We start from the raw sequence: 15,326 nt of genomic DNA, 5'->3' as shown, positions 1-15,326 counted from the left end.
TTATTTCTTTACCTCTTGTTCTTTTCCTTTATCCTCTTCATAAATCTAATATTGCTTCATAGGTTCTCTTACAGTTATTAGAGTCACGTAGGATAAAAAAATCATTAATTTCATTCTCTGTACTCTCAGGCAATTTACAATCTTTCTCGATAATATCACTTATAGTACTAATTAGATTACTTTCATTAGAGTACCAATCTCCAAATGAACAACTTTTCAAATTTAAATATCCAGGCTTTCTATAATTTTCATCACTATCAAAATGATAAAAAAGAATAGGCTTTTTCATATAAGCAAAGTCAAAGAACACACTTGAAAAATCAGTAATTAATAATTGTGCCTTCTTAAGTAAATGCTGCACATCATACTGGCTCTTACTTGCAATAATAACTCTATCATTTATATTATTAAAGCAATGTACGAATTTTTGCATTTCATAATGCGGATAAAATAATAGCCGATAATTATTCCTAGTCAAAACTTCTAATAACTTCTCTGAACAAATTAAACTATTATACTTCTTATAATAATCTGTTTCCATGAACTCAATATCACTTTTACAATTTGATAGAAAGCTGCGCCAAGTTGGCATAATCAAAACAATGCGATCAGTATTGATATTTGACAGATTATCATATCTACATAAGCCCAAGTATTTCACCACTCCTTGGGGATGATTAAAATTCTTACTAACATATTCAAATTCGGGCTTAGCACCACATATAAATAAATCTAATTTAGCATTAGGATAATATAGTTGTGGAAAATCATTATAAATTATTCCATGCTGTAGAAATACCTTTTTACCAAAAATAAGAGAATATTTATCTAGCAAATAAAAAATATACATATCAGGGGAATAGCCCATTATATGTGTGCTGATTTTAAAGGAAGAAGTAGCAAAATATAACCAATGTTTAAAACTATTATGTTGTATAATATTTGAGTGTTGGCGAATTTTTGAAAAATCTTCAGAGTTTTTGTCAATTACGTAATAAATATTATGTCGATTAGTAGTCGACATAATATAATTAAAAAAGTGGTATGCATTATCACGTGCATCATATCCTCTTTCCGCTATAATCCAAATATTTCTATAACCTGGATGTATTTTAAGTAGCGACCCCAATATCAAAAAAAGGAAATATTTTAAAATCATATATATTCCAATAAGTTTATATTTCATGAGAATTCCGCCTTGTACTTAATTATTAATATATTTTTGTGAAATCACCTAAAGTCTTAAAAGATCTACCTCTTACAAACCCCCGTACCTAATGATTTGTCGCCAAATAATTTTTTGCTAATATGGATAAGAGCGTTATATAGAAAAACTCATCAAAAAATAGCATATCTAGTGAAAACCATGAAAAAAAGTAAGCAATTATTAATATCAAAAAGTAATATTTTTCAAAAGTGCCTAGTTTCACTTTATTAGATAAGGAAGAATAAACCATTCCCCACCAAACAATTAAAAAAACCGAACCAATTGCACCGACTTGATATATACTTTGTATTAAAGTATTGTGAGAGGCCCTTTCATTAACAAATTCCAATGAAGAAAGTCCAACTCCAAAAAACAACCTTAAATTACTTGAAAACAAATAATTAATATACATATCAAACAATCCGCTTCTCCCGGTGGTTAATGACTGAGTATCTGTAACCATTCCAAATCTTAATAAATAAAGGCCAAACTGTTCAGAGAACAAATTACTTGCAACAGCGATTCCCACAACAAGAAATATGGTCAACACCATCCCAATCTTATATGAAAAATTACGCTTTCCTAATAGAAGACAAAACATCCAAAGGACAGCTATTAAAGCGATACATATTATAAACATTTTTGAAACAGAAAGCATACCATAATATAATAACGCCATTATCGAAAAAATTTGAAATGCTATCAATGTTTTATTTCTCGTTTTGTACATAACTATTTGAAGTGATCCGATTGCTACAAGGATGTTCGCTGAGTAAAAATTAGCATCACCATAAAAACCACTTAATCTTGTTAAACCAATGTTTTTCCATTCATAAACATCTATATATTCAAGCATATGTGGAAAATTCATAAGTATTTTTGCAGCAATACAAGCTGACAAAACGCCTGCCGTTAAATACAATACACACGTTTCAAAGTCCATCTCCTTCCTATATCTATTGACGTAAATAGGAATAAAAAAGAGCATCATGATAAAAAACAAATAAGACATATCAATGGAGAGGCCCTTCAACATTTTAACCACCAGTGTATATGCTATAAAAAAAAGTGGCAGAAATATATGCACTTTTGAAGATATTGACTTGGTAGACCCATTCAAGATCATAAGAAGAAAGACACAAGGTACAACTAGAGTGAACAATGTAAGCGTACCTGGATTTGTCTTTAGAACTGGGGACCATGGAAGATAAAACAGCATAATTGGTAAAAAGTATTTTTTGTGAGGAACCAATGCTACTCCTGCAAACAACAGCAATGAACCCAACAGCAATATTTGATTGTTAAAAGCATGTCCAATTGAGAGGCTAAGTACGCTTATTAAGGCTAAAATTAATAATTTTACATTTTTTTTCCTAACTTGATCCATTTTTGTTACAGCTCCTCATCTGATACCAACTTACTAAACTGTTCGATTGCTGTTTCGTTTGTATGGTTTTGTGCACTTAGATATTCTCTACACTTTTCAATAAAAAGAGGCTCGTCAAGAACACTTTTTAATTTGTTATATATTTCTTCTTCATTATTTTCGCAAACAAAACCTTCAAATCCCTCTCTTACCATTTCCTTTGCAGATGTAGTATTTGTGGTAAATATTGGTACTCCTAAGCATTTAGCCTCAGCAAATACCATTGGTGCTGCTTCATGAAATGAAGGAAGAAAAAATAGGTCTGCGCTTTTAATATACTGATATGGATTTTCCTGATTACCATATAAAATAACGTGCTCTGACAAATCATTAATTAAAATTTGATTCTCAATTTCACTTTTTTGTGAACCGTCACCAACGAGATGCCATCTTATTTTGTAATTTTCTTTGACGAGTCTATTTATGACATCTATCCCTCTTAAAATCCCTTTTTCAGGACTTAGTCGAGCAACTGTCACAATATTTAAACTTTCTCTGGGGTATTTAACAGGGTTAATGTTGGCCTTATTAATATATTCATTATAGTTATGACAGTTATAAACACAATGAGTTCTCTTCGCTAGCTCTGGAATGGCTTTTATAAAACTTTGTCGGCACCCTTCTGATACAGCAGCTATCTTGTCAAAATGCTTATATACTTCCCGATTTCGTGTTGTATTCCCTCCATAATTTAAAAAATCACAGTGAGAAAATGTAATCTTTTGTTTTGCATTTACTCTTTTTAATACAAATTCATTGCACCCACCATAAAAGGATTTTTTATCAGCATTGTGCAAAAATGAAATTGCAATATCAAACCCTAATAACTTCTTCTGAGTCGAAACAAGTAAGGAGATAGGTAAATGATTACTAAAAATTTTTGTATATAAAGCAAAAACAGCCCTAGTAGCATAGAACATAAACCCCATTTTTTTTGTTTGTGCTTGTGACATACCGAGCAATTTTAATAACGGTGGTGCCTCGATTACTTTTATCTGTGAAGGTATTAATTTTAAATAGTCTCCACTATAATCAAATACAAATAGTGTTAGATCATATTGGTCTTTTACTTGGTTAATAAGATTTACTAAAGAACGCTGTACTCCACCAGTTGCAAGGTTATTATTCACAATAAGCACTTTTTTCTTTCCATTAGCCATACGAACCTCCAACTTTGTTTCATTTCTAGAATAAAAAATATATAATATAAATCTATTAATCATTTTTTTGAATCATTACTAATAGAAATTTTTATTGAATTCTTATAAAATATTTTCATATTCGGTATTTTAGTATAAAAATAAGAAATAATTTTGTATCTTCATACAAGTTATCAAACCTATATGATTTTAATTTTCTTACTTCTGGATAAATTAACATTATACAAAATTATCTCTTCTACCTTCACGCATATATTTTATTGCTTGAATCATGCCCATTTCGTTTTTATACAAATTATACTTTCTTATCGCATACTGTAAAATTAACAAATAAGAGAGTTTTTTGGAAAGAGTAGCATATAAAATCCCTTTATCATAAAAATATTTTTTATTATAACCTCTAAACCAAGTTGAGTCTTCTTGACTAACTGTACCTATTTGAGCGCTATTTGTAGATATTTTTAATCCTTTTTTTAGACATTCAAATAAGAAGAGTGTGTCTTCACCTGCACTGTATTTAGCTCCACCACCAAACAATAAGGAGAAATATATATTTGCTTTTTTTATACTTTCTCTTTTAAACGCTATACTAACTGCCCCATACCTCATAAAATTAAAATAATTGACTTGTGAATTTCTTTTAATTTCAGCAGTGTTCTCTCTTTCTTTGTTTAAACTTGGTACATTAAAAATTATTATGTCTGCATTTGGATCACCCTTAAATGCATTTAATACAATATTTTCATAGTCATCATTATATATAACATCATCATCAGCAAATAAACAAATATCTCCTGTTGCCCTCATAAGTGCATTATTCCTGCTTAAACCAATTCCACGTTCATTAAAAGATAAAAATCTTATAATATTTCCCTTATATCGAAATTCTTCAAATATAACTTTATCGCACTGATTAATAAATATTGCATTTGAATGAATGTTCATTTTTTCTAACAAACTATTATCTTTCTGATGCATGGTTGAAACTAAAACTTCTAATTTCATATTTTTCTCCTATCCTATCTTTAAAAATAGTTTTAAACTATAAATAGGTGATGTGATAAATGCGTTAATTGAATACTTAGCAAAGTCAGTATAATTTTTTCTTCTTAACTCTGCAAAAGCCAGTACTGCGTAGTGTCTCATCTTTATATATCGAATATCCTTTTTAGTTAGCTGTGAAAAGAATTGCTTCTTATACTCAAACAAATTATTTTCACCTTCGATTTTACTTTTCCCACTTGATAGTCCATCTGTATTTGTATGAACATATGCTTTAATATCACAGACAGCTAGATAGCCAAATTTACCTCCCGACTCTATAGCTTTATGCATTAAATAAAATTCATCGCCTACATTAATTGGAGGGAAGCCCCCGATACTCACTATAAATTCTCTTTTAAACATTATTGTATCCGTTCCTGTCATGTGGTGCATAAGATGGTACCTAAGTAAATCAGTTTTTGTTGTTTTCTTGATATATTTCCTATTACGTCTTTCAAGCAGTTTGCCATTTTCACCATAAAGGAATAAATCAGTTATGGAAAAATCAGACTCGTTTTCTATCATATACTCTACCTGATTTTTAATTTTGTTCGGTAAATAAATATCATCATCATCAAGAAATGTAATATATTCACCAGAAGCAGTTTTAATACCAATGTTTCTGGTTTCCGCTGAACCCTTATTAACTTTGTTCTGAATATATTTAATCCTCTTATTTATTTTAGACTCAAAATTATCAATGATAGATTTGACCTTATTATTCCATGTATCGTCTGCATTATCATCAACCACAACAATCTCTACATGTTCATATGTTTGTCTCATAAGTGAGACCAGTGCTTTTTCCAAGGATGTATCCCGTCGGTAGGTTGCAACGATTACGCTAACTAACGGTAGTACAGCCACTGTGTTACCATCCTCAAAATCATTGCGGCTCTTACAACTAACAATCCCCACTGCCATTATCTTAATTTCCTCCTATTTTGAATTAATGGACGTCATTTATATGGCACTTTCTTCGACCTCTTTATTTTCCAATGTTCCAGTCTTACCTTCAACAACGCCCTCACTCTTTACAACACTCAGGATGGTCCCAAAGAAGCACTTAACATCCATCCAAAAACTTATTTTCTTAACATATTCCCCATCAAGCCTTGCCTTTATTTTAATAGGTAACTCATCTCTACCATTAATCTGCGCCCACCCAGTGAGTCCAGGTAGCACATTATTAGCTTCATATTTATCTCGTTCAGCAATTAAATCATACTGATTCCACAGTGCTGGTCTTGGACCAATAATACTCATCTGTCCAACAAATATATTCCATATTTGTGGTAACTCATCTAAAGAAGTTTTCCTCATAAATTTACCCATTTTTGTAATGTATTGCTCTGGATTTTCCAAAAGATGTGTTGGTGTGTCCTTTGGTGTATCTATACTCATTGTTCGGAATTTTAATATATGAAAATGAGTTTTATGAATACCGATACGTTTTTGTTTGAACAGCACTGGACCTTTTGAATCCAATTTTATCGCCAAGATAAGAAGTAAAAATACTGGTGATAAAAAGAATAACCCACATAAAGAAAGAATAATATCTATAAACCTTTTTACCTTCAAATACATTTTTCTCACACCTCAACTTCAAAACTATATTCTTTTAATTTCTTTTTGTTAGAATAAACCCTTCCAGCATCTAATTTCTTTAGTCGGTCAACTCTGCAGCCTGCTTTAACAATAGCACCTGAATTAATATGTGATCCCTCACCAACAAAACTGTCGTGATCCACTAATGCTCCTATACTAATGATGCAGCCTTTCTCTAGTTTTGCATTTGTATTAACAACTGCCTTTGCGCAAATTATAGATCCTAGTTCAACCATCGCTAACGGACTTTTATAAGCAGTAGGGTGCAAAAGCACTGGAATCTGAAAGCCTGCTTCAATCAATTCTTCAAGCCATCTCATTCTCTGCTCATTGTTACCTATAGCAACAAAAGCATAATTGTATTTGTTAACAAACAATCTATAATCATTGCAATTGCCTATCGCTATATCAGAATAGTCATCTAGGAAATCAATTTTGGCAAAACAATCCATTGCAATGGCAGTTTCTTTAACTACTCTTCCATGACCACCGGCGCCCAGTATTAGTAAATTTTCTTTCAAGAAAATCAGCTCCATTATTATTTCCTAGGAGAGTAGCTTAGAGTTTAATTAGAAATAAGAACTTTTTAAAATCTACTAAATTACTAATAACCTCTCACTACTTTCTCATAACTTTTTCAATACTTACATAAAGCTTTGACCCGATAATATCAATTTCATTGAATATGAACTAGAGATTTATTATTAGCCATAGCTAAGAGTCTTTCACGTATTACTTCTTTACTCATATTTTCAAAATCATTCATAAACATTTCAATAATTTCACGATCCAAAAGAACTGCCTTACCTACATGTATCTTAGGAAAAATTTGCTTTGGATTAACTTCATTTTCATTCAATAATTCCTCAAACAATTTTTCTCCAGGGCGAATTCCTGAGAATTCGATATCAATTTCTTCTATTGAAAAGCCTGACATTGTAATTAAGTTTCTTGCTAGATCCACAATCTTAACTGGCTCACCCATATCAAGGACAAAAATTTCTCCACCCCTTGCAATGGCACCAGCCTGTATTACTAATCGTGAAGCCTCTGGAATTGTCATAAAGTAACGAATCATATCTGGGTGGGTTACCGTAACAGGGCCTCCTTTTTGAATTTGTTTTTTAAACAAAGGAATAACACTACCTCTACTACCAAGGACATTTCCAAATCGAACAGCAACAAACCGTGTATTACTTGCAGAAGCCATTTGTTGGACTACCATTTCTGCGACCCTTTTTGTTGCTCCCATCACATTTGTAGGATTAACTGCTTTATCGCTTGATACCATAACAAACGTATTCACTCCAAATGTATCTGCAGCTTCTGCCACATTCTTTGTTCCAAATACATTATTTTTTACCGCTTCTTCAGGATTTCTTTCCATCAACGGTACATGCTTATGTGCGGCTGCATGATAAATAACATATGGTCGATGATTATCAATTACCTCAAATATCTTATTTCGATCTTGAATATCTGCAATTTCGGTAATTATTTCAACACTATCTTTATATGTTTCTCTTAACTCCATTTCAATAGTATAAATACTGTTTTCTCCATGACCTAATAGAACAATTTTTGATGGTTGATATTTTAAAACTTGACGGCAGATTTCTGATCCTATCGATCCACCTGCTCCTGTTACTAGGATTGTCTCATTTTTAATAGAATCCAAAATTCCTTCATCATCTAGTTGAATGGGTTCTCTTCCTAATAACTCTTCTACTTTTACTTCTCTAAATTCGTTTACTGCAACTTTCCCCTGTAATATATCCTCTAACATTGGAACAATTTGAGTTTTAGCCCTAGTTTTACTGCACTCTTTAAAAATAGAATTAATTCCTTTTTTATTTAAAGACGGAATAGCAATTATGATTGTTTCGATATTATAATCTTCAACAACTTTTTTGATTTCATTTGTTTTACCCACGACTGGAATATTCATTATTTCTAATTTAAACTTTGCTGGATCATCATCAATAAATGCCACAGGACAAAGTTCTGTATCACTACTTCTAAGTAACTGACGCACTACCATAGTCCCTGCTTTTCCAGCCCCAATAATTAAAGTTCTCTTTTGGTTTGTAGACTTAGCAATAAATGAATCCCTGAACATTCGCCAAACAAAACGAGAACCCCCGATTAGTAATATATGAAGCATCCAAGTTATCATTAAGACACGTATATAAATTCCATTTGTAGAAACTAACTGAACAATTGCAGTAATCATAATTGATAACGATACTGCTTTAAAAATATGGAATAGTTCTCCAACACTTGAGTATTCCCACGCTTTCTTGTAGAGCTTATAATAGAATGCAAAAATATGATGACAAATTAAAATAGTAGCAGAACCTATAATTAAAAAAGGTGGGAAATTATCCATAATGTTGGGATATAAAAACCAATAACTTAAATAAACAGAGGTAAGAACGATAATAGAATCGAGAAATGCTAAAAGTGAAATTCTTTTTTGATATGACATTATATATCCCCCTCACTCAATTCCAAAAAATCAACTAAATTACTCACATTACTTTAATTTATTTCTCTTAAACTAAAATCGGTTCTTTTCTTAAAATTTCATCCATAAATTTCAATAAGTCTTCCTTTAAATCCTCATGCTGTAAGGCAAACTCGATTGTTGTTTTAATAAATCCTAATTTCTCCCCAACATCATGACGTTTTCCTTCAAAGTCATATGCAAACACACGTTGAATAGAATTTAATTTTTGAATTGCATCAGTTAATTGAATTTCTCCACCTGCACCGATAGATTTTTCTCCTAAGTACATAAAAATTTCGGGTGTAAAAACATAACGACCCATAATCGCCAAATTAGAAGGCGCTGTACCAGGCGCTGGTTTTTCAACGAAGTTTTTTACTTCATATCTTCTACCTTCCTGCGTAATTAGTTCCACAATCCCATATCGATACGTTTCTTCTTCTGGTACAGTTTGAACACCAATCACTGATGAGTATGTATTGTAATATTGATTAATCAACTGCTTTAATCCAGGAGTTTCAGCTTCAACAATGTCATCTCCAAGTAATACGGCGAATGGTTCGTTACCAATAAAATTACGCGCACACCAAACAGCATGACCTAATCCTTTTGGTTCTTTTTGTCGTATGTAATGTATGTCAATATTCGACGGAGCTTTTACTTGTTCTAACAATGCATATTTTTCTTTTTCCAATAAGTTGTGCTCTAGCTCAAATGAATAATCAAAATGATCTTCAATTGCACGTTTTCCTTTACCCGTTACGATGATAATGTCTTCGATTCCCGATTCTATAGCTTCTTCAACAATGTATTGAATTGTTGGTTTATCTACGATTGGTAGCATCTCTTTTGGCATTGCTTTTGTTGCAGGTAAAAAACGTGTCCCTAACCCTGCGGCTGGTATGATTGCTTTTCTTACCTTCTTCATTCATTAAACCCTCCATTTTTTTCTTTCCCCAAAGAATAAAGTTTCCACTTCTACATTCATGTGTGAATAAATACACAAGAAGAAACTCTACTTTCTTTTAAATCAAATATATTTTAGGGCATCTAACCCCTCCTCACACTATACCTCTGACGACTTGCGTCTAAGCAGATTATTTTAAGTTTTTTACTCCTTATCTCGAATGCACATAGCCCTTTAGTTTGAGTAATTTCATGAGGTCTAATTGCATTAAGATAAATGGAAAACTAATCAATTTAATCATCTACCACAATATAGCCGAGTACCCCCATTGATAACGGTAAGGAGATATCACCTATCATTTATTAGATTCCTAATAAACGACTAAAGATATTTTGTTTTAATTTTAGAGGTTCTTCTGGATAAAGAACGTCACCATTCAAAATTGATTGAGCATTTTCTCTCATTTGGAACTCAGTTTCAATCCCAAATTTTTCACGAATGATGTCATACGCTTCAATTAACTCAAAATTCCGATTTTTAGTGTTGTGTGCATCTGATGCAATAATATGTACCCAATTTGCCTCAATACATTTAAAAGCAAACTTTTGAATTTTTTTACCGAAGTTACCTGTTATTGATGAAGCAGTTAGTTGAGTTAAGATCCCTTTTTGGACAAATTCAAAAAGAATGTCTGGTTCGTTTATAAGAACTTTGTTTCGTTCAGGATGTACAAGAATCGGTATAATTCGATTTGCTTGCATCTCGTAAAATAACCTATTTGTAAATTGTGGTATATAGGATGATGGAAGCTCACATAATAAATAGCGTCTTCCATCATTAATAGAAACAATTCGATTAAGCTCATAGTCTTGAATTAATTCCCCATAAAGCCTTACCTCTTGTCCTGGTAAAATCGTTAATGGTATGTCTTTTTCTTTTAATATATTATTTAACTCTTCTACTTTTTCTACGATTTCTTTTCTGTCTGTATTGTAACGTCCGTTCTGATGATGAGGTGATGCAACAATTGTATGAATTCCATTGTCCACTGCGGCTCGAGCCATATTAATACTATCTTCCATTGTAATTGGACCGTCATCTAGGCCAGGTAAAATATGACAGTGAAGATCAATCATTTTTCGCTACCATAATAATCGTAGTATCCGTCTTTACCCTGTTCCGCTCGATTTAACACAACGCCTAAAATATTTGCGTTTACTAGTGTTAATAACTCTTTTGCTTTTTTAATTTTTTCTTTTGCCGTGTATCCTCTACGGACAACTAAAATCGTTCCATCACACACTTGTGAAATGATTTGAGCATCTGTAACTGCTAACAATGGAGGAGCATCAAAAAGAATCACATCATATTGTTCATACATTTGTGCAATCAAATTCTTCATTTTCACTGAAGATAATAGTTCAGATGGATTTGGTGGAATCGGACCCGAAGTTAGAATTGATAGATTGCTAATATCAGTTTTTTGGATAACGTCCTTTAAGGACCTTTCTTGTGCAATTGCAGTTGTTAATCCTTTAAAATTCTCTAATTTAAAATCAGAATGCAATTGCGGTTTACGTAAATCGGCATCTACTAAAAGAACTTTCTTTTCTTGCTGAGCATATGTAACAGCAAGATTGGCAATTGTTGTTGTTTTACCTTCAGATGGTTCTGAAGATGTCACTAAAATTGATTTTATTTTTTTATCGATCGAAGAAAATTGAATATTCGTACGAACTGTTCGATATTGCTCTGCAAATGGTGATTTAGGGTTTGTTAATGTAATAAGAAATCTTTTTAATTTTTCTTTTGTCGTTTTTTTACTCATTTTACGCACCCTTTCCCAATTTTAATTTTATTTTCGGAGTGATCTTTCCCTTTGTTACTTCAGAAATAACACCTAGAATCGGTAACTCCAATAATTCTTCAAGCTGTTTTTCAGTCTTAACTGTGTTATCTAAAAACTCCAGTAAGAATGCAATACCAACTGAAAGCATTAACCCAACAACAAAACCAATTGCAATGTTTAATTTCTTATTTGGTTTAATCGGATTTTCACTTAAATCTGCTTTAGCTAAAATAGTCACATTATCTACACTCATAATTGTTTTAATTTTTGCCTGAAAAACATTTGCAATCGTATTCACAATCGTTTGAGCCTGCTTAGGATCAGGATCTTGTACAGAAACCGTAAATACTTGTGAATTTGCTTCGCTTGCAACTGTTATATTTTTAGTCAGTTCTGCAACTGTATAATCTAAATTTAATTGTTTAATAACTTCATCTAAAATTGCTGGACTCTTAATAACGACATTATATGTATTAATTAATTGAACATTTGTTTGTACTTGGTTATTCTGATAAATCGAAGAATCTTTCGTCTCTTTTTGATTAACTAATAATTGAGTTGAAGATTGATAAATCGGGGTTAAAAATAAATAACTAATAACTCCTGTAACCACTGTGGCTACAACTGTAATACTAATTATCATGATAAGACGTTTTTTAATAACGCCGAATAATTCCTGTAAACTAATCGTCTCTTCCATTGTTTCCTCCTTAAATTCTATACGTTTATTATTCTATTAAAATATACCCTGAGATTCAACAGTGACTAGTATAACAATTACTTAACCAAAAGTTAAGTAAAAATTAATCTATAAATAGGGAAATTTGGTTAAATTTCCCATAAAACAAGGTATTTTGTCGGATTTTTTACCCATTTTATGGAAGCCCTTACAAACCTGTCTAGTTATGTTACATTCATTAATAAAAATTGTAACATTAGATATTATTATAGAATAATATATCCACTGTAAATTGAATAATAATTACTAAATGATAAAATTAATTTTTTACTTATTTAGTAAAAATCACTAGCACATTTTTATTTTTCTGTTATATAATAAAATATAAATAAATACACTGTATTAATACAGAATGAAAACAAATTAATCATTCATTTAATTCAAAGGGAGTGTTGTTGATGATGAGTAGAGAAGAGCGTAAAAACATGGTTCAATTTTTGGAATTAACAAAAGGATTTTCAACAGAAGACTTAGTTTTCATGACGGATGCTGATTTAGAGCACCTTTACGACACGGCTTATACGTATATGTTACATCACGCTGAGTAAGATCTTACAACTTTGGATTACTGCACTTATAAAATAAAAAGCTAGGTGAACATCCTAATTTGGATTCACCTAGCTTTTTCATTTACCAATGTTTCTTACGTCAATGCTGTATCGAATTACTTATTTTTCATCTTTTTCTCGAATATACAAAAAACATCAAAAGTCCTACTTTTCCGACTATATTTCTTAATTTGAGTCTAATACATTTTAGTAAAGGATTTTCTATGTATCTTTTTGTTATATCGAAATTTTATTTTTTCCAATATTTGGTAAATAGACAGATTGTACTTTTTTGTAGTTTAACGCCTAAAATTGTATACAATTTGTACGTTTTTTCTTAGTCATTTTGTCTAATAGGGTGTGTATAAAAAAATTTTTTTTATTTAATTTTTAATAAAAAAATTTGTCTATTTTATTATTAAAAACAATAAAAGTGCATATCTCTATCCAAACCTCTGCCTATTAAAAATAAAAAAGCTAAAATGCATCCTTTAAAAGAATTCACCTAGCTTTTTAATTTTACTCATATTCAATTAGCAGTGTTTCGAATCGATACCCTTTTCCCTTAATCGTTTTAATATATCTAAGATAATTTGGAAGTTCCTCAATTTATTAATCTGCTATTTTTACATACTTGAATGTGGAAGGTTTTTAAATTCATTCATATACCGGTTTATCGGCATTTCTGGTATATGGACTTTCATATTGTTTCATTGTTTTTCATTTTGGGTAGACAAAAATTAAGCACGTATCAATCAAAAGCCTAACCATTATTATTCCTGAATTTCCTTCAACACTTTCTTAATTTCATCCTGAGTCAACTGTTCCCATGGTGCTGCATCATCATTAGCAAGGGGTTTTTCAGGATTTTCATCTTTGTTCCACCATTTTGCCTCATACGGGATGCCATTAACCATTACCCGATCACCAGCTCCATAGACTTGTCCTTCTTCCCATTCCTGATAGGTTCCTTTAGGCAAGCTAACTTTTGGTATTGGTTTTTCTCCAGGCAATACCGGACCAACAAGTTCCCAAGGAATTGTATTTTCATCCAGGATAGGTGCGTCAGGAGCATCTCCTTTTGTCCACCATTTAGCTCTATACACATTGTGCCTCCAGACAACACGAGTACCTTTTAGATAGGTTGTCGATTCATCCCATATCTCATACGGGGAAGTTTTCGGATCATCAGGTTTATTCAAATCTATATTCGTTACATCTGACTTGGTTGTTCGTTTTGCATCACTAGAAACACTACCATTCATATTCTGTTTCAAAATTGTTGCAAACTCTTGATTGTTTTGTTTAACACCACTGTAAAAGTTGGAAACACTTTGAATTCCAACACTATTTTCATTGGACTTCCTGTCACGGTTTGCTGACCACATAGATAAACGTCCCAAACCATTATCTATGGCAAATTGATTCAGCTTAGCAGCATCTTCTAAACCAAAAACTTCACCTTGGATATCATTTTGGCCAATCATTGGTGTTGCGCCGAGTTTTCTCCATAATGCTTTATCGCTCAAGTTAACTCCTTGTTTTTGATAAATAATCTTTAGTTGGCGGTGGGTTTTTTTCAAGGCATTAATCGAATTGTCTGCCATAGAAAGTGCTGTATCACGACTTTCCCCATAATTCATTGTCATGATATTGACGCCAGCTAAATCTACTCCAGCTTTCAATAATGTTGTTACGGCATCCGTACCATCCTCAGTCAAACCTTGCGGGGTTACTGGTAATGTTACCCAAATAGCTAACTCTTTTTTATCTTTTTTTCGTTCTTGCTGCAATTTTGCCAAAGCTTCCCCACGAAGTTTAGCCGCATGCTTATTTGTCAATCCTTCTTGCTCTAAATCTACATCAATCGTATTCAGATCATAACGCTTTACTACTTTAGCATATGCATTTTTTATTTTTCCAACATCTGTTGTTGTAATTGCTAATTCGGAATTGGATAAGCCACCAAATGAAACAATGACTTCCCCACCCTTTTGTCGTAGGCGAGCAATTCGTCGATCTATATCTAAATCCTCAGATGCCTGATCCATTGAATAGGCGCCTCCCCAACTAGGAACAGCACTATTTTTATTCTCAGCTACTATGAAAGAAAGCACAACATTACCATCAGTTTTTTCAAATTCATATTGCGGTGTCAGTGTAGCATCGACATAAGCGGCAAACCAAGGATTTGATTCTACTGCTGTTTTTTCTGTTTTTTTTGTTTTTTCTATTTTACTAACTACGACTATATTATCTCGATAAAAATAACTTGCTCCTACAGCTACCACAACTAAACATACCAACATTAAACGCGGTATAGACAATT

The 15,326-nt window shown here is 31.9% G+C and carries 14 protein-coding genes; 1 reads left to right on the top strand and 13 read right to left on the bottom strand.

Translation table 11 applies throughout. The annotated features are described in order from the left end of the window. Positions 1 to 37: 37 nt before the first annotated feature. The 12 genes from MY490_RS02435 to MY490_RS02380 all read right to left on the bottom strand — a co-directional run bounded on the left by MY490_RS02435 (position 38) and on the right by MY490_RS02380 (position 12,410). Positions 38 to 1,186: a CDP-glycerol glycerophosphotransferase family protein gene (locus tag MY490_RS02435; RefSeq protein WP_248267837.1), complete on the bottom strand. Its 1,149-nt coding sequence runs from the start codon at positions 1,184 to 1,186 to the stop codon at positions 38 to 40. Positions 1,187 to 1,274: 88 nt separating this feature from the next. Continuing rightward, the gene (locus MY490_RS02430) at positions 1,275 to 2,594 is read right to left on the bottom strand and encodes a hypothetical protein (protein ID WP_248267836.1); all 1,320 of its coding nucleotides are present in this window, start codon (positions 2,592 to 2,594) and stop codon (positions 1,275 to 1,277) included. A gap of 5 nt (positions 2,595 to 2,599) precedes the next feature. Next, positions 2,600 to 3,793, bottom strand: a complete 1,194-nt coding sequence (locus tag MY490_RS02425) for a glycosyltransferase (RefSeq protein ID WP_248267835.1) — start codon at positions 3,791 to 3,793, stop codon at positions 2,600 to 2,602. 219 nt (positions 3,794 to 4,012) lie between these two features. After that, the gene (locus MY490_RS02420; protein ID WP_248267834.1) at positions 4,013 to 4,798 is read right to left on the bottom strand and encodes a glycosyltransferase family A protein; all 786 of its coding nucleotides are present in this window, start codon (positions 4,796 to 4,798) and stop codon (positions 4,013 to 4,015) included. A gap of 9 nt (positions 4,799 to 4,807) precedes the next feature. Next, complete coding sequence (locus MY490_RS02415) at positions 4,808 to 5,761, bottom strand: glycosyltransferase family 2 protein (RefSeq protein WP_248267833.1); 954 nt, start codon at positions 5,759 to 5,761, stop codon at positions 4,808 to 4,810. 39 nt (positions 5,762 to 5,800) lie between these two features. Further along, positions 5,801 to 6,424: a sugar transferase gene (locus MY490_RS02410; protein WP_248267832.1), complete on the bottom strand. Its 624-nt coding sequence runs from the start codon at positions 6,422 to 6,424 to the stop codon at positions 5,801 to 5,803. A gap of 5 nt (positions 6,425 to 6,429) precedes the next feature. Then, a complete protein-coding gene (locus MY490_RS02405) occupies positions 6,430 to 6,966 on the bottom strand; it encodes a PglD-related sugar-binding protein (protein WP_248267831.1) in 537 nt (178 codons plus the stop codon). 155 nt (positions 6,967 to 7,121) lie between these two features. Further along, positions 7,122 to 8,933, bottom strand: coding sequence for a polysaccharide biosynthesis protein (locus MY490_RS02400; protein WP_248267830.1), 1,812 nt, complete (start codon positions 8,931 to 8,933; stop codon positions 7,122 to 7,124). 67 nt (positions 8,934 to 9,000) lie between these two features. Next, positions 9,001 to 9,882 carry a UTP--glucose-1-phosphate uridylyltransferase GalU gene (gene galU, locus MY490_RS02395; protein WP_248267829.1) on the bottom strand — a complete coding sequence of 294 codons (882 nt, stop codon included), beginning with the start codon at positions 9,880 to 9,882 and terminating at the stop codon, positions 9,001 to 9,003. A gap of 341 nt (positions 9,883 to 10,223) precedes the next feature. Further along, positions 10,224 to 10,997 (bottom strand): tyrosine-protein phosphatase, encoded by a 774-nt coding sequence (locus MY490_RS02390; protein ID WP_248267828.1) that lies wholly within the window; start codon positions 10,995 to 10,997, stop codon positions 10,224 to 10,226. Then, on the bottom strand, positions 10,994 to 11,689 hold the full coding sequence (locus MY490_RS02385) for a CpsD/CapB family tyrosine-protein kinase (RefSeq protein WP_248267827.1): 696 nt from the start codon (positions 11,687 to 11,689) through the stop codon (positions 10,994 to 10,996). Before MY490_RS02385 ends, MY490_RS02390 begins: the two co-directional genes overlap by 4 nt. Before the next feature lies 1 nt (position 11,690). After that, positions 11,691 to 12,410, bottom strand: coding sequence for a YveK family protein (locus MY490_RS02380; protein WP_248267826.1), 720 nt, complete (start codon positions 12,408 to 12,410; stop codon positions 11,691 to 11,693). A gap of 437 nt (positions 12,411 to 12,847) precedes the next feature. Here MY490_RS02380 and MY490_RS02375 point away from each other — a divergent pair, with 437 nt between their 5' ends. Next, entirely contained in the window at positions 12,848 to 12,997 is a 150-nt protein-coding gene (locus tag MY490_RS02375) for a BH0509 family protein (RefSeq protein WP_175403455.1), read from the top strand. A 773-nt stretch (positions 12,998 to 13,770) separates the two neighbouring features. Here MY490_RS02375 and MY490_RS02370 read toward each other — a convergent pair. Next, on the bottom strand, positions 13,771 to 15,288 hold the full coding sequence (locus MY490_RS02370; RefSeq protein ID WP_248267825.1) for a chitinase: 1,518 nt from the start codon (positions 15,286 to 15,288) through the stop codon (positions 13,771 to 13,773). Between the last annotated feature and the right edge of the window lie 38 nt (positions 15,289 to 15,326).

It is taken from the genome of Gottfriedia acidiceleris (assembly GCF_023115465.1).
Lineage (GTDB): Bacteria > Bacillota > Bacilli > Bacillales > Bacillaceae_G > Gottfriedia > Gottfriedia acidiceleris_B.
The sequence above is the reverse complement of the archived record's forward strand: the minus strand, read 5'-3'. Positions and strand labels throughout refer to the sequence as shown.